Origin of the sequence: Paraburkholderia sp. SECH2 (assembly GCF_030464795.1) — a bacterium.
GTDB classification, from domain to species: Bacteria; Pseudomonadota; Gammaproteobacteria; order Burkholderiales; family Burkholderiaceae; genus Paraburkholderia; species Paraburkholderia aspalathi.
Genome location: NZ_JALPRH010000004.1, coordinates 195,262 through 211,984 on the forward strand (window position 1 = coordinate 195,262; position 16,723 = coordinate 211,984).

Annotated in this window: 13 protein-coding genes; 10 read left to right on the forward strand and 3 right to left on the reverse strand. The window is 63.8% G+C overall.

From position 1 onward, the window contains the following. The first annotated feature begins 159 nt into the window (after positions 1-159). The 10 genes from M0D66_RS10165 (at position 160) to M0D66_RS10210 (ending at position 13,378) form a co-directional block, all read left to right on the forward strand. A complete protein-coding gene (locus M0D66_RS10165) occupies positions 160-1,557 on the forward strand; it encodes an undecaprenyl-phosphate glucose phosphotransferase (protein ID WP_093633750.1) in 1,398 nt (465 codons plus the stop codon). Positions 1,558-1,619: 62 nt separating this feature from the next. Continuing rightward, positions 1,620-3,065 carry a UDP-glucose/GDP-mannose dehydrogenase family protein gene (locus tag M0D66_RS10170; protein ID WP_266210687.1) on the forward strand — a complete coding sequence of 482 codons (1,446 nt, stop codon included), beginning with the start codon at positions 1,620-1,622 and terminating at the stop codon, positions 3,063-3,065. 61 nt (positions 3,066-3,126) lie between these two features. Beyond that, complete coding sequence (locus tag M0D66_RS10175) at positions 3,127-3,582, forward strand: exopolysaccharide biosynthesis protein (protein ID WP_093633748.1); 456 nt, start codon at positions 3,127-3,129, stop codon at positions 3,580-3,582. Beyond that, positions 3,576-4,796: a polysaccharide biosynthesis/export family protein gene (locus M0D66_RS10180; protein WP_266210688.1), complete on the forward strand. Its 1,221-nt coding sequence runs from the start codon at positions 3,576-3,578 to the stop codon at positions 4,794-4,796. The genes M0D66_RS10175 and M0D66_RS10180 overlap by 7 nt, the downstream gene beginning before the upstream one ends. Positions 4,797-4,957: 161 nt before the next feature. Continuing rightward, the gene (locus tag M0D66_RS10185) at positions 4,958-7,156 is read left to right on the forward strand and encodes a polysaccharide biosynthesis tyrosine autokinase (RefSeq protein WP_211701846.1); all 2,199 of its coding nucleotides are present in this window, start codon (positions 4,958-4,960) and stop codon (positions 7,154-7,156) included. A gap of 61 nt (positions 7,157-7,217) precedes the next feature. After that, positions 7,218-8,150: a glycosyltransferase family 2 protein gene (locus M0D66_RS10190; RefSeq protein ID WP_266210689.1), complete on the forward strand. Its 933-nt coding sequence runs from the start codon at positions 7,218-7,220 to the stop codon at positions 8,148-8,150. 109 nt (positions 8,151-8,259) lie between these two features. Continuing rightward, complete coding sequence (locus M0D66_RS10195) at positions 8,260-9,495, forward strand: glycosyltransferase (RefSeq protein WP_266210690.1); 1,236 nt, start codon at positions 8,260-8,262, stop codon at positions 9,493-9,495. A gap of 3 nt (positions 9,496-9,498) precedes the next feature. Then, positions 9,499-10,959, forward strand: coding sequence for a glucose-6-phosphate isomerase (locus M0D66_RS10200; protein ID WP_093633743.1), 1,461 nt, complete (start codon positions 9,499-9,501; stop codon positions 10,957-10,959). Next, a complete protein-coding gene (locus tag M0D66_RS10205) occupies positions 10,956-12,215 on the forward strand; it encodes a glycosyltransferase family 4 protein (RefSeq protein ID WP_211701602.1) in 1,260 nt (419 codons plus the stop codon). The genes M0D66_RS10200 and M0D66_RS10205 overlap by 4 nt, the downstream gene beginning before the upstream one ends. Then, entirely contained in the window at positions 12,212-13,378 is a 1,167-nt protein-coding gene (locus tag M0D66_RS10210) for a glycosyltransferase family 4 protein (RefSeq protein WP_054037586.1), read from the forward strand. The genes M0D66_RS10205 and M0D66_RS10210 overlap by 4 nt, the downstream gene beginning before the upstream one ends. 98 nt (positions 13,379-13,476) lie before the next feature. Here M0D66_RS10210 and gmd read toward each other — a convergent pair whose 3' ends face one another. Genes gmd through M0D66_RS10225 form a run of 3 tightly spaced genes read right to left on the reverse strand, consistent with a single transcriptional unit; the run spans position 13,477 to position 16,392 of the window. Continuing rightward, on the reverse strand, positions 13,477-14,520 hold the full coding sequence (gene gmd, locus M0D66_RS10215) for a GDP-mannose 4,6-dehydratase (RefSeq protein WP_093633741.1): 1,044 nt from the start codon (positions 14,518-14,520) through the stop codon (positions 13,477-13,479). Between the two features lie 55 nt (positions 14,521-14,575). Next, a complete protein-coding gene (locus M0D66_RS10220) occupies positions 14,576-15,307 on the reverse strand; it encodes an SGNH/GDSL hydrolase family protein (protein ID WP_256454919.1) in 732 nt (243 codons plus the stop codon). Continuing rightward, entirely contained in the window at positions 15,304-16,392 is a 1,089-nt protein-coding gene (locus M0D66_RS10225; protein ID WP_256454920.1) for an acyltransferase, read from the reverse strand. The genes M0D66_RS10220 and M0D66_RS10225 overlap by 4 nt, the downstream gene beginning before the upstream one ends. Between the last annotated feature and the right edge of the window lie 331 nt (positions 16,393-16,723).

Here is a 16,723-nt window from a genome sequence, read left to right on the forward strand (position 1 = left end):
CGGCAGGGTAATTAACACCGGGTCAATCAGTTTCGCGCCGCGCATCGATCTGCGGGCGCGAATACCGGCGTTGCGCTCCCGGTGGCAGGACGTGATGAGTGTGACGGGAATTCAACCAACCAACGGATGGCACTTGACTGACGAACTGAGGGGCAGCTCATGCTGAGCGTTCTATCGAGAATCATCGACATCGCCATGGTCGCGCTCGGCGCGGCTATCGCGACGGCCGTGCACAGCGGGAAATTGGTGTGGCTGGACGACGTCCAAAGCGTGTCGCTCGCGTTCGACTGCCTGCTCGTGGTGGTGTTCTTCCCTGCGCTCGGGATCTATCAGTCGTGGCGCGGCAAGCCGCTGTACGACCTGCTGTGCCGCGTTGCAGGCGGCTGGGTGATGGTGGAGATCACCGGCATCCTGATCAGCTTCAGCCTGCACCGTTCGGACAGCCTGTCGCGTCTGTGGCTGTTTTACTGGGCGATCGCCACGATCGTGCTGCTGATCGTCACCAAGGTGATCGTCTATTCGATCCTGCGCGGACTGCGCCGCGAAGGCTTCAATCAGCGCGCGGTGGCGATCGTCGGCGGCGCGCCGTATGGGCGCTTCCTGATCGAACAGATGCGCAGCCGCCCGGAAGCTGGCTTTAGCCCCGTCGTGCTGTTCGACGAGGAGGGCACGATCAACCCGTATGAAGATCCGGATGCGAGCGATGCGATCGAAGGCGTGCCGGTCGAGCGCGACTACTCGCGGATGCTTCAACTGGTGCGTCAGCGGGCGATTCGCGAACTGTGGCTCGCGCTGCCGATCTCGAAGGAGAAGGCGATCCATCGCTTCGTGATGGACCTGAAGAACGACTTCGTGAACATCCGCTTCATTCCGGACGTTCGCAGCCTCACGCTCTTCAATCAGCCGATGGTGGACCTGCTCGGTGTGCCGGCGATCAACCTGGCCGCCTCGCCGATCACCGATCTGCGCGTGCTGCCCAAGCGCATCTTCGACCGGCTGTTCGCGCTGGCGGCATTGACAGCGCTGTCGCCGGTGATGCTGGTGATCGCGGTGATGGTGAAGGTGAGCTCGCCGGGCCCGGTGTTCTTCCGCCAGAAGCGCAAGGGCATCGACGGCAACCAGTTCGAGATCTACAAGTTTCGCTCGATGAAGATGCACAAGGAAGAGGCCGGCAAGATCACCCAGGCGACCCGGCGCGATCCGCGCATCACCGCGGTCGGCGCGTTCCTGCGGCGCACCAGCCTCGACGAATTGCCGCAGTTCATCAACGTGTTGCGCGGCGAGATGTCGGTCGTGGGTCCGCGTCCGCACGCGCTCGAACACGACGACATCTACAAGGATCTGGTGAAGGGCTACATGCACCGTTACCGGATCAAGCCGGGCATCACCGGGTGGGCGCAGATCAACGGCTATCGCGGCGAAACCGATCGCATCGAAAAGATGATGGGCCGCGTCAAGCTCGATCTGTACTACATGCAGCACTGGACCTTCTGGCTCGACATCAAGATCGTCGTGCTGACGCTGTGGAAGGGCTTTGTGGGCAGCAACGCATATTGAGGCGCAGCCGTGCAACGCGCGGCCGCTCTCCCGAATCAACTCCATTTTCCGAGGTGTAATACATGAACCTGACGATCATCGGTAGTGGCTACGTAGGCCTCGTAACGGGCGCATGTCTCGCCGACATCGGCCACGACGTGTTCTGTCTCGACGTCGATCAACGCAAGATCGACGTGCTCAACAACGGCGGCGTGCCGATCCATGAACCGGGTCTGCAGGAAATCATTGCGCGCAATCGCAAGGCCGGCCGCCTCAAGTTCTCGACCGACATCGAGGCCGCGGTCGCGCACGGCGACATCCAGTTCATCGCGGTGGGCACGCCTTCCGACGAAGACGGTTCCGCCGACCTGCAATACGTGCTGGCCGCCGCGCGCAATATCGGCCGCCATATGACGGGCTTCAAGGTGATCGTCGACAAATCGACGGTGCCGGTCGGCACGGCTTCGCGCGTGCGCGACGTGATCGCCGAGGAACTGGCCGCGCGCAACGCGAGCCACATGTTCTCCGTGGTGTCGAATCCGGAATTCCTGAAAGAAGGCGCGGCCGTGGAAGATTTCACGCGCCCCGATCGAATCGTGCTCGGCTGCGATGAAGACGTGCCCGGCGAGAAAGCGCGCGAGCTGATGAAGCGCCTCTATGCGCCGTTCAACCGCAATCGCGAACGCACGCTGTACATGGACGTGCGTTCGGCCGAGTTCACCAAGTACGCGGCTAACGCGATGCTCGCCACGCGTATCTCGTACATGAACGAACTCGCGAATCTGGCCGACCGCGTCGGCGCGGATATCGAAGCGGTGCGCCGCGGCATCGGTTCCGATCCGCGCATCGGCTATGACTTCCTGTATGCCGGTTGCGGTTACGGCGGCTCGTGCTTCCCGAAAGACGTGCAGGCGCTGATTCGCACGGCGGCCGACCACAAGGCCAATCTGCGCATTCTCGAAGCGGTGGAAGCCGTTAACGACACGCAGAAAAAGATCCTTGCGCAGAAGATCGTCGACCGTCTGGGCGAAGACCTGTCGGATCGCACCTTCGGCGTGTGGGGCCTCGCCTTCAAGCCGAATACCGACGACATGCGCGAAGCGCCGAGCCGCCCGCTGATCGCCGAACTGCTGCGCCGCGGCGCACGCGTGAAGGCCTACGACCCGGTCGCGATCGACGAATCGAAGCGCGTGTTCGCACTCGATCTGAAGGACGTGCCGCAACAGCATGCGCGCCTGTCGTTCGTGAATGAAGAGATGGAAGCGGCCGAGGGTGCCGATGCACTGGTGATCCTCACCGAATGGAAGGTCTTCAAGAGTCCGGACTTCGGTTCGCTCAAGGAGAGCCTCACCACGCCGCTGATTTTCGACGGCCGCAATCTGTACGAACCGGACGCGCTGCTCGAACTCGGTATCGAGTATCACGCGATCGGCCGTCAGCACGCGCTGCGCAATGCGCCGGCGAAAGTCGGCGCGAACGGTCTGCCGGTCACGGTAGACGCGGCAGAGACGGTCGAGGCCGGCCAGTAAGTTGGCCAATAAGTTGGCCAATAAGCCGCCGTGTAGCCAAAGCCTCACTAAGGAGCCCGCCATGTTCGCCAACGTTCTGATCGTCTGCCACGCCAACGTGTGCCGTTCGCCCGCAGCCGAGATGCTGTTCAAGGCCCGGCAGCGCGCGCCGTCGCGGCCGTCCTCAGCGCCGATCGCGTTTCATTCCGCGGGTCTCCGCGCCACCAACGGCCACGCCATGGACCCGGTGATGCGGCGCCTGCTCGCCGAGCAGGGTGTCGCCTCCGGCATCCACTATTCGCGGCGCCTCGACCGCCAGCTCGTGCGCGCAGCCGATCTCGTACTCGTCAGCGAGCGCTCGCAGGTGAGCGCGGTTGAAGCGCTCGATCCGGCTTCGCGCGGCAAGGTCTATCCGCTCGGCAAGTGGGAAGACGATTCCGACGTCGCCGATCCGCACGGCGGCAAGGAAGCCGACTATAGGGAGAGTCTCGTGCTCATCGAACACCTGGTCATGGGATGGCTGAAGAAAATATGCTGATGAAAAAACGCACTGCACACACATTCGCGAACGTCAATTCGAAACTCGCCGCCACGCTTTTGCTGACGTCCTTTCTGTCGGCCTGCGCTACCGCACCTGGCAATTATCTCGACACGTCCCGTCTGAAAGACGACGGCCAGCACCCGAGTCAGCAAGCTAACGAAACCTATCCGGTTCATCTGATCGACGGCCCGCTGGTGGCGGCGCAAGCTCAGGCGCAAGCCACTGCCGCGCAACAGGCGTTGCCGACTTCGCACTATAGCGATCCGTCGCAGTACGTGTACCGGCTCTCGCCGCAGGACATTCTCGGCATCACCGTGTGGGACCACCCGGAATTGACGACCCCGCAGGGCAGCACGCTGTCCGCGGGCGGCAACACCACGCAGTCGATCGGCGGCGCCTTGCAGCAGCCGTATACCGCCGCGCTGCCGGGCCAGGCCGATCCGTACGGCCAGACGATTGCCCCCGACGGCACGATCTTTTTCCCGTTCGTCGGCCGCATCAAGGCCGCGGGCAAAACCGTGGGCGAAGTGCGCGATCAGTTGAGCGCCGGCCTCGTGCGCTACATCCGCAATCCGCAGGTCGACGTGCGCGTGCTGTCGTACCGCGGCCAGAAAGTGCAGGTGACCGGCGACGTGAAGACGCCGGGCCCGCTCGCCATCAGCGACGTGCCGCTCACGCTGGTCGACGCGATCACGCGTTCGGGCGGCACCAACAGCGACGCCGACATCCAGCGTGTGCGCCTCACGCGCAACAACAAGCTCTACGTGCTCGACGCCAACCGCATGCTCGACCAGGGCGACACCACGCAGAACGTCATGCTGCAAAACGGCGACGTGATCAACGTGCCGGATCACAACGACAGCCGCATCTTCGTGATGGGCGAAGTGAAGACGCCGATCCAGCTGCCGATGGTGAAGGGCCGCCTGACGATCGCCGACGCGCTCACCCAGTCGGGTGGCATTCTCGACACGGACGCCAATCCGCGCCAGATCTTCGTGATGCGCGGCATGCGCGAGCATCCGACCACGCCGGACGTGTACCGCCTCGACATGACGCAGCCCGACGCGATCATGCTGTCGTCCCAGTTCCAGTTGCAGCCGATGGATGTCGTGTATGTGGGCACCGCCGCTTCGACCACGTTCAACCGTGTGTTGCAGCAAGTCCTGCCGAGCGTACAGACGTTGTTCTACCTGAAGCAGTTGACGAGATAACTACTGTCTGAGCCGTCGACAGGCCCGCGCCGCTCTCAAAGGGCGCGGGACCGAAGCAAACGCCGAGGCAAACGCGCAAGCCCATGCCAGAGCACCCGCTGAAGCCCACGCCGAAGCAACCGAAACGGGATCGAATTGTGAGCAACCAAATCTCTCCACACATGGCCGGTCCGATCAAGACCGAAGAAGAGGACGTCGTCCTCGGGCAACTGGTGCAGGTGATCCTCGACGACATCTGGTGGCTGATCACGATCGCCGCGGCGATCGTCGCGCTGGCCGCCGCGTACTGTTTCCTCGCCAAGCCGATCTATTCGGCCGATGCGCATGTGCGGGTCGAGCAGTCCGACAACACCTCGCAGGCGCTCACGCAGACGCAAACGGGCGCGGCCATCACCACCGGCTCGACTTCGCTGCCTACCGATGCCGAAATCGAAATCATCAAGAGCCGCGGCGTAGTCGGCCCGGTGGTCCAGCAACTGAAGCTGAACTTCAGCGTCGTGCCGAAGACGATTCCGCTGCTCGGCAGCATTGCCGCGCACCTGGCGACGCCCGGCCAGCCGGCGGCGCCGTGGCTGGGTCTGGCTTCATATGCTTGGGGCGGTGAAGAGGCCGACATCGACACGCTCGACGTCGTGCCCGCGCTCGAAGGCGAGAAGCTGACGATGAAGGTGTTCGACGAACAGCACTACGAGCTCTACGCAAAGAACGGCACGCTGCTGCTGCGCGGCCAGGTGGGCCAGCAGGAGCAGGGCGGCGGCGTGACGATCCTCGTCAACAAGCTGGTGGCCCGCCCGGGTGAAGAGTTCACCGTGACGCGTTTTAACGACCTCGACGCGATCACCGCGTTCCAGTCGGCGATCACCGTGCAGGAGCAGGGCAAGCAGACCGGCGTGATCCAGATCTCGCTGGAAGACAAGAGTCCTGAGCACGCCGCGCTGGTGGCCAATGCGCTCGCGCAGTCGTATGTCCGTCAGCACGTGTCGAACAAGCAGGTCGACGCGAGCAAGATGCTCGACTTCCTGAAGAGCGAAGAGCCGCGCCTGAAGGCCGATCTCGAACGCGCCGAAGCCGCGTTGACCGCTTACCAGCGTCAATCCGGCTCGATCAATGCGAGCGATGAAGCCAAGGTCTACCTCGAAGGCAGCGTGCAGTACGAGCAGCAGATCGCCGGTTTGCGTCTGCAGATGGCGCAACTGACCGAGCGTTACGGCGACGACCATCCGATGCTCGTGGCCGCGCGCCAGCAGATGGCCGAACTGGAGGCGCAACGCGCCAAATACGCTGACCGCTTCCGCGATCTGCCGGCAACCGAAGTCAAGGCCGTGCAGTTGCAACGCGATGCGAAGGTGGCGGAAGACATCTACGTGCTGCTGCTCAACCGCGTGCAGGAATTGTCGGTGCAGAAGGCCGGTACCGGCGGCAACGTGCACATCGTCGACCAGGCGATGCGTCCGGGTGCGCCGGTCAAGCCGAAGAAGGTGCTGATTCTCTCGGCCGCAGTGATTCTGGGCCTGATCTGCGGCACCGGCTTCGTGTTCCTGCGCCGCAATATGTTCAAGGGCATCGACGACCCCGACCATATCGAGCGCGCATTCCATCTGCCGGTGTACGGTCTCGTGCCCTTGAGCGCCGAACAGGCTCTGCTCGAAAGCAGCTTCCAGCGCGGCGGCGAACGCCTGCGTTCGGTGCTGGCGGATGCGCGGCCGAAGGACGTCACGATCGAGAGCCTGCGCAGTCTGCGCACGTCCATGCAGTTCACGATGATGGACGCGAAGAACCGCATCGTCATGCTGACCGGCCCCATGGCCGGCGTCGGCAAGAGCTTCCTGACGGTCAATCTGGCGGTGCTGCTCGCGAATTCGGGCAAACGCGTCTTGATGATCGACGGCGATATGCGTCGCGGTGCGCTCGAACGTTATGTGGGCGGCGCGCAGGACAACGGCCTGTCGGAATTGCTGAGCGGGCAGATCTCGCTCGAAGAAGCGATCCGCGCCTCGAACGTCGAAGGCCTGAGCTTCATCTCGTGTGGCCGCCGTCCGCCGAATCCGTCGGAACTGCTGATGTCGCCGCGTCTTCCGCAATACCTGGAGGGCCTTGCCAAGCGTTACGACGTGATTCTCATCGACACGCCGCCGGTGCTGGCCGTGACCGATGCATCGATCATCGGCGCCTATGCCGGTTCGACCTTCTTCGTGATGCGTTCGGGCGTGCATAACGAAGGCGAGATTGCCGAGGCGTTGAAGCGCCTGCGTGCCGCCGGCGTGCACGTGCAGGGCGGCATCTTCAACGGTATGCCGGCGCGCTCGCGCGGCGGCTACGACCGTGGCTATGCAGCGGTCCAGGAATATCTGAGCACCTGAGCCACGAGGCTGAGCCCAGTGTGCTGATGCCAGCGCAAACACGATAGAAAAGGACATCACGATGAAAGTCACCGTACTGGTTCCGACCTACCGCCGCCCGGCCGACCTGGCGCGCTGCCTTGCGGCGTTGCAACGGCAGTCGCGCGCGCCGGACGAAGTGGTGGTGGTCGCGCGCGCCGACGACGAAGCGACCCACACCTGCCTCCGCGATCCGGCCGTGCCCGGCAGCTTGCCGTTGTCCGTCGCGCTGGTGGAGGTGCCGGGCCAGGTCGCGGCTTTGAATCGCGGACTGGATGCGGCCAAAGGCGACGTGATCGCGATCACCGACGACGACGCCGCGCCGCACGTCGACTGGGTCCAGCGGATTGCTGCCGCGTTCGAAGGCGACGCGCGCCTGGGTGCGCTGGGCGGCCGCGACTGGGTGCACGAAAAAGGCCGCGTGCTCGACGGCGAGCGGCCGCTGGTCGGCAAGGTCACGGCGCACGGCAAGATCATCGGCAATCACCACCTGGGTGTGGGCGGCGCACGCGAAGTCGACATCCTGAAGGGCGCCAACATGAGCTACCGGCGCGACGCGGTCCGCACGATCCGTTTCGATCAGCGCCTGCGTGGCGCGGGTGCCCAGGTTCATAACGACATGGCCTTCAGCCTCGCCGTGAAGAACGCCGGCTGGAAGCTGATGTACGACCCGCGCGTGGCCGTCGACCATTTCCCGGCCGAGCGTTTCGACGACGACCGGCGCGACGCGCAAACCATGGCGGCGTTGCGTAACGCCGCCTTCAACTTCCACCTGATCCTGCGCGACCAGTTGCCGCCGCTGCGCCGCGAAACTGCGTGGTGGTGGTGGACGCTGGTGGGCACGCGCGTTTATCCGGGCCTCACGCACGCCGCGCTTGCGCTGGTGTCGAAACAGGCGAGCCTGAGGCTGTCGCGCTGGCGTGCGGTGCGCACCGGCGCGCATGAGGCGCGCCGCGCGTTGTCGCGGACCGCGTGACGCCCGCGAGCGCTCACGTGTCCCCAACGTCCTGCACGTTCGTGCATCGGCACTGGCGCCTGCTCGCGCGGGCCGATGCCCCTTTCCACCGGCAGAGCGGAGTGTCTGCATGAGTACGAAAGTTCACGTTCATCTGTTTTATGGCGCCGACCCGCGCTTTTACCGGCCCGGCGACAACATCGGCTGCCTGTACGGGTATCACCATGCCGAATCCGATGCATTCAGGCTGACCTACTCGCAGGACGCACGCGAAAGCAAACCGGTGCGTTTGCTGCGCCGCGCGCTGAAGGCGGCGTTCGGGTTCGACTTCATCCATACGTGGCGCAACCGCGACGAGATGCTGCGCTCGGACGTCATCTGGACGCATACCGAGCAGGAATGGCTGTCCGCCGCGCTGATGTTGCTGCTGAGCGGCCGCAAGGCGGGCGCTAATGCCAGCCCCTTGCTGCTGGCGCAAAGCGTGTGGCTGCTCGATAAATGGCCTTCCTATGGAATTCTGCGCAGCTGGCTCTATCGCAAGCTGATGACGCGCGCCGACCAGCTGACGACGCTCGCCAGCGAAAACGCCGAGCTGTGCCAGCGCTTTTTCAATCGCGACGCGAAGCCGCTCCTGTACGGCCTGAACACGCAGGACTTTCCCGTGAAGGCGCCGACCGAATGGACGCCGCATACGCCGATCCGCATCGCGGCGATCGGCAACGATCGCGACCGCGATTGGGAGACGCTCATCAAGGCCTTCGGCAACGATGCGCGCTACACGGTGAAGCTTGCGACACGCCGGCGGATTCCCGCCTCGCTGCGTGCGCCGAATGTGGAGATCGCGTTGTTCTCCGGGATCAAGAAGCAGCACGAACTCTACGACTGGGCCGACGTGATCGTCGTGCCTCTGCGGCCGAATTCGCACGCCTCAGGCATCACCGTGATGCTGGAGGCGGCGGCGGTCGGCAAGCCGATGGTGGTCACCAACGTCGGCGCGTTGCAGGATTACTTTCCGGCGGGCGAGGCGGCTTACATCCCGCCGTTCAATCCCCAAGCGTTGCGTGAGGCGGTGGACCAGCTGGCGGCTTCTCCCGCGGACGCGTTGCACCAGGCACAGGCGGCCGCCGCCGGTTTGCTGTCGCGCGATCTGACCACGCAGAACTATGCGATGCAGCACGTGAGAATCACGCAGGAGATGCTGCGGGCGCGCGCAGCGTCGCGCGGACGCGTTGTGGCCGGCGCGGCGGACGCCGATGCCGTGGCAAAGGCGCCGCGTACCGCGGTGAACCAACCGGCGCGAGTTCGCGCGGGCAGCCAGGGGCAAGGCCAACGCCCTGGCCCGCGCGAATCACGCGGAGGCCTCTAAACGATGTCGACGATTGCGCGAGGCGGCGATAACGCGGAGCGGGTACTGTCCGGCGCTCGCAAGGAGTGGCTGCCGGAGGCCTTACTGTGGCTGATCACCGTGATGTTGATCATCGCGCATCAGGGCACGGTGCTCACGCTCGGTTTCCCGGTGCTCGCGATCCTGACGGGCCTGTGGCTCTACTTCAAGAGCCCGGCGCGCTACATCGGCTTCATGTGGTGGCTGTGGTTCCTGAGCCCGGAGGTGCGGCGACTTGCCGACTGGTCCAAAGGCTCGTTCACGCCGACCAGCCTGATCCAGGTCGCGCCGCTCGCGGTGACGATGATCAGTGCGCTTTCCTTGCTCCGCTACTACAAGCTGCTTTCGCAGCGTCGCGGCTTGCCGGTGCTGCTGGTTCTGATGGGGCTCGCCTACGCGTTCATGATCGGTGTGATGTCGAGCGGGCCGCTCGCCGCGACCTATGACCTCGCGAACTGGCTCTATCCGATCCTGATCGGCTTTCACATCATGGCGCACACGCGCCAGTACCCGAAGTATCGCGACACGATCGTGAGTACCTTCATCTGGGGCATGCTGGTGATGGGCGGCTACGGCCTGATCCAGTTCTTCATCATGCCGCCGTGGGACGCGCTGTGGATGCTCGGCTCGCAGATGAATTCGCAGGGCGATCCCGTGCCGATGGGCGTACGCGTGTTCAGCACGATGAACTCGTCGGGACCGTTCGCGTTCGCGATGATGGGCGCGATGGTCTACGTGATGGCGGCGACGCACCGCGTGCGCTGGGTTGCGGCGGCGCTGGGCTTCTTCGCTTTCGCGCTGAGCCTCGTGCGCTCGACGTGGGGCGGCTGGGTGATCGCGCTCCTGATCCAGCTGGTCAAGGCGAACAACAAGGTGCGCGTGCGGATCGTGGCGAGTGCGGTGCTGCTTGCCGGTCTTTGCGTGCCGCTGCTTACGGTCGGCCCGGTGGCCGAGCGGATGCAGGCGCGCCTGAACACGCTCGTCAACCTGAGCGACGACCAGAGTTACGCCGCGCGTAACGAGTTCTACGCGACCTTTGCGAAGACGGCCTTTACCGACGTCTCCGGCGAAGGCATGGGCGCGACCGGTACCTCGACCAAGCTCTCGAACGACGGCGGCCAACTCGGCCAGTACGGCAACTTCGACAGCGGCGTGATGAACATTCCGTTCGTGCTGGGCTGGCCCGGCACCTTGCTCTACATGTCCGGCATCGTGTGGCTGGTGGTGCGCGCGGCGCTCGCGTCGTTCAAGCTGCGCAACGACAAATTCGTTTCGGCCTGCCTGAGCCTCAGTCTCGCGACCTTCGCGATGCTGGTGTTCACCAATTCGCTAGTCGGCACCGGCGGCCTGCTGCTTTTCATGAGTGTTTTTTCGATCCTATCCGCGGTGCACTACGAAAAGATGAACCGCAGACGCACGCTACTTTTCCACGGAGGCACTGATTGAGAGTCGCCATTGTCACGCACGTCGTGCGCCATAACGACGGCCAGGGGCGCGTCAACCACGAGATTGCGCGCGCCGCCCTCGAGGAAAACATCGGTGTGACGCTGGTTGCGTCGCACGTTGCGCCGGATTTGCTCGCGCATCCGAATGTACGCTGGGTGCCGATGAAGATCGGCCGCTGGTGGCCCACCAATCTGCTGCGCCAGCAGGTGTTCGCCTTCAAAAGCGCGATGTGGCTGCGCTCGCATCGCCGCGAATTCGACGTGCTGCACGTGAACGGCTTCATTACGTGGGCGCCTGCCGATGTCAACACCTCGCACTTCGTGCATAGCGGCTGGTTCGGCAGCAAGTACTACCCGTTCGGGCTCACGAAGGGCGTGTGGTCCGCGTATCAGTCGGTCTATACGCGCTGCAACGCACTGCTCGAACGCTGGGCTTACCGGCGCTCGAAGGTGATCACGGCGGTGTCGCAAAAGGTCGCCGATGAAATTCGCGCGATCGGCTTGACGCCTCATAACCGGGTCGACGTGATCTACAACGGCGTCGATACGCAAGGCTTCGCGGCCGCCACGGGCGACCGCGCGAAGTTCGGCTTGCCGGCGGACGCGTTCCTGCTGCTGTTCGTCGGCGACTTGCGCACGCCGCGCAAGAACCTCGGCACGGTGTTGCAGGCGCTCAAGCATCTGCCCGAACACGTGCAGATCGCAGTGGCCGGTTTTCTGCCGGGCAGCCCGTATCCGGAACAGGCGAAGGCGCTCGGCATTGCGCATCGCGTGCATTTTCTCGGGCTGGTCAAAGAAATGCCGGTGCTGATGCATTCGGTCGACGCGTTCGTGTTTCCGTCTCGCTATGAGGCGATGAGCCTGTCGCTGCTCGAAGCGATGGCCGCGGGTCTGCCGGTGGTCACGGCGCGCACGGCGGGCGGTGCGGAAATCATCACGCCGGAATGCGGCATCGTGCTCGACGACCCGGACGATCCCAAGGCATTGGCGGGCGCTGTCGCACGTCTTGCCGACAACGACGATGCGCGCCGCGCGATGGGCGTCGCCGCCAACGAACTTGCGACCGGCTTTGGCTGGGCGCGGATGGCCGAGCAATACATCGCGCTGTACCGGCAACTGGCGGGGCAGCAGAAGGACCGCCGACGCAGCGAAGCGGAAGCCGCAGTGGTCGCCAAGACCGACGCGCTGACGCTCAACACGCTGGCCGGGCAGACAATCCACCACAACGCTCAGAACGCTCAGGGACAACAACTATGACCTCAAGATCAATCAAATCGCTGCAGATCGGGATGCACTGGTTTCCGGAACGCGCGGGCGGTCTCGACCGCATGTATTACTCGCTGGTCGGCGCATTGCCGGGCGCGGGCGTCGCGGTGCGCGGCGTGGTGGCCGGCTCACCCAAAGTAGCCGCGGACACCGGTGGCGCGATCAACGGTTTCGGCTCCGCCGCGCAGTCGCTGCCGCTGCGCTTGATGGCGGCACGCCGCGCGCTGCGCCAGGAGATCAGCACTTCGCGTCCCGATGTGATTTCGTCGCACTTCGCGCTGTACACGTTTCCGGGTCTCGACGTGACGCGCGGCATTCCGCAGGTGTCGCATTTCCAGGGACCGTGGGCCGACGAGAGTCACGTCGAAGGCGCCGATTCGCTCGGCCAGCGCGCGAAGCGCTATCTGGAGCAATCGGTGTATGCGCGCTCGTCGCGGCTGATCGTGTTGTCGGAAGCGTTCGGCAAGATTCTGACTTCGCGCTATCGCATCGCGCCGGACCGCGTGCGCGTGGTGCCGGGCTGCGTGGATGTCGAGCAGTTCAATCTGCCGATCACGCCGGCCGAAGCGCGTCTGAAGCTGCAACTGCCGCAGGACCGGCCGATCGTGCTGGCCGTGCGGCGTCTGGTGCGCCGCATGGGTCTGGAAGATCTGATCGATGCGGTGAAGCTGCTCAAGCGCACTGAGCCCGATGTGCTGTTGCTGATCGCGGGCAAGGGGCGGCTCGAAGGCGAATTGCAGGCGCGTATCACCGAGGCGGGCCTCGAGGACAACGTGAAGCTGCTGGGCTTCGTGCCCGATCAGCATCTGGCCGCGTTGTACCGTGCGGCGAATATCAGCGTGGTGCCGACGGTGGCGCTCGAAGGCTTCGGGCTAATTACCGTTGAATCGCTGGCTTCCGGCACGCCCGTGCTGGTGACGCCGGTGGGCGGTTTGCCGGAAGCGGTGGCGGGTTTGTCGCCGAATCTGGTGTTGCCGGAGACCGGTGCGAAGGCGATCGCTGAAGGCCTGGCAGGCGCGTTGAACGGCTCACTGAAGTTGCCGGATGCCGATGCCTGCCGCCGCTATGCGCGCGAGAACTTCGATAATTCGGTGATCGCGAAGCGTGTGGCGTCGGTGTATAGCGAGGCGATCGCGGCGGGTGGCGTGCATTGAAGGCTTCATGACGCAATAGAAAAAAGGCCTGAATCATTGCGACCAGGCCTTTTTTCATGGAGTGACGGCCGCTCGCGCAGCCGTCACTCAGGACAGTATTAGAACGTCTCGTGATGCTCGTTGCGGCCCAAGTCCGCATGAACCATCATGTGGCACAGCTGTTCAAGCGTGGTTTCCGGCTTCCAGCCGAGCTTCTCGTGCGCCTTGTCCGCGCAGCCGATCAGCAGATCCACTTCCGCCGGGCGATAGAACTTCGGATTCACGCGCACCAGCGTCTTGCCGGTTGCCACGTCGATACCCGTCTCACGCTCTTCCTTGCCCGACCATTCAATCTGATAACCCGCTGCGGCGAACGCCATGCGCACGAAGTCGCGAACCGTCTCGGTGCGGCCGGTGGCGAGCACGAAGGTATCGGGCTCATCGGCTTGCAGCATGCGCCACATGCCTTCCACGTATTCGAGCGCGAAGCCCCAGTCGCGCTTGGCGCTCAGGTTGCCGAGTTCCAGCACGTCCTGTTTGCCGAGCTTGATCTTCGCGACGGTGTCCGTGATCTTGCGCGTGACGAATTCGCGGCCACGTAGCGGCGATTCGTGATTGAACAGAATCCCGCTGCTTGCAAACAGGTTGTATGACTCGCGATAGTTGATGGTCGACCAGTGCGCGAACAGCTTGGCCACACCATACGGGCTGCGCGGATAGAACGGCGTGTCCTCGCGTTGCGGCACTGCCTGCACGAGACCGAACATTTCCGAGGTCGACGCCTGGTAGTAACGGGTCTTCGGATTCAGAATGCGGATGCCTTCGAGCAGATTCAGCGCGCCGATGCCGGTCACTTCGGCGGTCGTCACGGGCTGGTCGAACGAGACCCCCACGAAGCTCTGCGCGGCGAGGTTGTACAGCTCGTCGGCCTGCGCGCCTTCGAGCAGGCGCAGCGTCGAGCCCAGATCGGTCAGGTCGTGTTCGACCAGACGCAGATTCGGATGATCGAGCACGCCGAGCTCACGAATGCGCCAGAAGTTGACCGAACTCGTGCGCCGGTAGGTGCCGGTCACGTGGTAGCCCTTGTCGAGCAACAGTTTGGTCAGATAGGCGCCGTCCTGTCCGGAAACGCCGGTGATGATCGCTTTGCGTGGTTGGCTCATAGCTTGCCTTCGATATTGGTAAAAGAGAAAGAGAAGTGCACTTGAAAAAGGAGCTTCAAAGCGTGCCGTCCAGCAGTCGCCGCACTAGCGGATCGACGACCTGAAAATCCTGTTCCGCCTTGAGCCGGTACAAACCTGGCTTGGGATGCGCGCCGTCGGACATCAGCGTCTTCCAGTCCGGCAGATTGCTGACGTACGCGAACTGATCGACGAGCGGCACCTGCTGTTCGGCGGCCACCCGGCGCGTCATCGCGACCATCGCGGCGAGCCGCGCGTTCAGGTGGTTGTCGGGCATCGGATTCGAGGTCTGTAAAACCGGCTCCTTGCCGAGCGCGCGGGCGGTTTTCACGAGCGTCGTTTCCGCTGCGTAAAACTGCTCGGGCGTCTGGTTCTGCATCACTTCGTTAATGCCGTAGTTGATCAATACGATCTGCGCGGACGAAGCCGCGAGCCGTTCCTGCCACGGCAAGCCGGCGGTCGGGCCGGCGCGGCGGCTGCCGGTGCCGTCGCGCAACTGGCTCGCCATCGTGCCGCCCACGCCGTAATTCGTGACGCGCACCTTTTGACCGTACCTGGCTTGTAACTCGTCCTGCAGATACGACACGGCGTTTTGTGGCTGCGGTCCGCAGTGGCCCTCGCTGCACGTAATGCCGAGCGTGGTCGAATCGCCGTAGGCGTCCACCAGCACCTGCGATGCAGGTCCGCTGGCGTGCGCATCCAGTGTCAGCGAAAGCAGCACTGACGCAGCGGCCGACACGCTCGCAGCGAGCCACGCGCGGCGCCTCATGCGCGGCTTTGCGGCGCTCGCGTTGCGCCCCCCGACACGCTGCCGGCGGGTGCATGCGTTTTGCCTGCCGAGCCGAAGATCAAACGTTTTTCGAACGCGAACCACGTGATGCTGGCGTAGGCGAGGGTGATCGCGAGTGCCAGCGCCGCCGTCAGATAGCGGTTCAGATGCAGGGGCCACAGCGTGTACAGCACGCTCAGGTGAATCAGATAGATCGTGTAGCTGATCGTGCCGATATAAACCAGCACGGGGTTGCACAGCAGCCGCTTGACGATGCCCTTGCTTTGCAGGGCGATGACCACGACCGAAGTACAAAGCACCAATGAAACGCTGTAGAGCGCGGCATTCGATAGCGGCGTATTGGCAGCCCGGAACCGCGGATAGTGCAGATGCAGCCACGCCAGCACGGCGAGCGCGGCGAAAAAGCCGAGCACGGCGAGGCCCTTGAACGGCTCGAGTGCGTTGCGGTCGCGCCGTACGGCGACGGCGAGCAATGCGCCGGCGGCCAGCAGGTCCATGCGGAACGGCGTCAGGTAGTAGATCGGCCAGAACGAATCGAACCAGGGCGTGGCGACCGCGCGCAGCACCGGCACCAGCACGATCAACGCAGCCGCCACGTAGCCGAGCACGCGCTCGGGCAGCAACAGGATCACGAACGGCCAGAAAATATAGAACTGCTCTTCGACCGCCAGCGACCACAGCACATTCAGGCTGTCGTGACCGCTTTGATTGAGCGCGTCGCCAATATTGGTCGCGAAGAACGCATACCACTGCCAGTGCTGCGCCCAGCCGATGCCGAACAGAATCGACGACACCACCATCAGCAGCAGATAAGGCGGCAGGATGCGCCGCGCCCGGCGTGCATAGAAATAGCCGAAATACGACTGCTGGCGCGCCTTGCGCTCGAGCAGGATGCCGGTAATCAGGAAACCGCTCAAAACAAAAAACAGATCGACGCCCATCCACAGCGGCGCTTTCAAGGCGTGCTGGGCGAATACCGCGAGCACGGCGATGGCGCGCAAGCCGTCGAGCTGCAGGATGCGGCGAGAGTGAGAAGGCGCTAAGGGCAGTGCGCTAGCAGTCATGAACCGTCCATGGTGTGAAGCGGATGGGCCGGGCGAAGGATCGCGCGAGTCGTCTCAAGTCAGGAACAGGGCTTGAGGGCAAGAGCGCGCTCGCTTCGCATCGCAACGGAAGTGCATTCGATTCTAGGGAAAATAAATTGATGAAAAAACGGGAATGAAATGGATAAATGAATCAGATTGCAACAGGGTGTTTCGTTATCCATTCGCAATAGATTTTTATGCTTGTGTCTTGTGGCTGTCGTAATCCGTAAGAAGTGCAGCCGGAGTCAGGCGGCATCGGTAAGGATGGGGCGCCAAGGCGCCGCGGGACCCCGCCGTGCACGGCCATTTT

Coding starts and splice junctions, on each gene's coding strand:
- M0D66_RS10165 (WP_093633750.1), top strand. CDS start 160: ATGCTGAGCGTTCTATCGAGAATCATCGACATCGCCATGGTCGCGCTC.
- M0D66_RS10170 (WP_266210687.1), top strand. CDS start 1,620: ATGAACCTGACGATCATCGGTAGTGGCTACGTAGGCCTCGTAACGGGC.
- M0D66_RS10175 (WP_093633748.1), top strand. CDS start 3,127: ATGTTCGCCAACGTTCTGATCGTCTGCCACGCCAACGTGTGCCGTTCG.
- M0D66_RS10180 (WP_266210688.1), top strand. CDS start 3,576: ATGCTGATGAAAAAACGCACTGCACACACATTCGCGAACGTCAATTCG.
- M0D66_RS10185 (WP_211701846.1), top strand. CDS start 4,958: ATGGCCGGTCCGATCAAGACCGAAGAAGAGGACGTCGTCCTCGGGCAA.
- M0D66_RS10190 (WP_266210689.1), top strand. CDS start 7,218: ATGAAAGTCACCGTACTGGTTCCGACCTACCGCCGCCCGGCCGACCTG.
- M0D66_RS10195 (WP_266210690.1), top strand. CDS start 8,260: ATGAGTACGAAAGTTCACGTTCATCTGTTTTATGGCGCCGACCCGCGC.
- M0D66_RS10200 (WP_093633743.1), top strand. CDS start 9,499: ATGTCGACGATTGCGCGAGGCGGCGATAACGCGGAGCGGGTACTGTCC.
- M0D66_RS10210 (WP_054037586.1), top strand. CDS start 12,212: ATGACCTCAAGATCAATCAAATCGCTGCAGATCGGGATGCACTGGTTT.
- gmd (WP_093633741.1), bottom strand. CDS start 14,520: ATGAGCCAACCACGCAAAGCGATCATCACCGGCGTTTCCGGACAGGAC.
- M0D66_RS10220 (WP_256454919.1), bottom strand. CDS start 15,307: ATGAGGCGCCGCGCGTGGCTCGCTGCGAGCGTGTCGGCCGCTGCGTCA.
- M0D66_RS10225 (WP_256454920.1), bottom strand. CDS start 16,392: ATGACTGCTAGCGCACTGCCCTTAGCGCCTTCTCACTCTCGCCGCATC.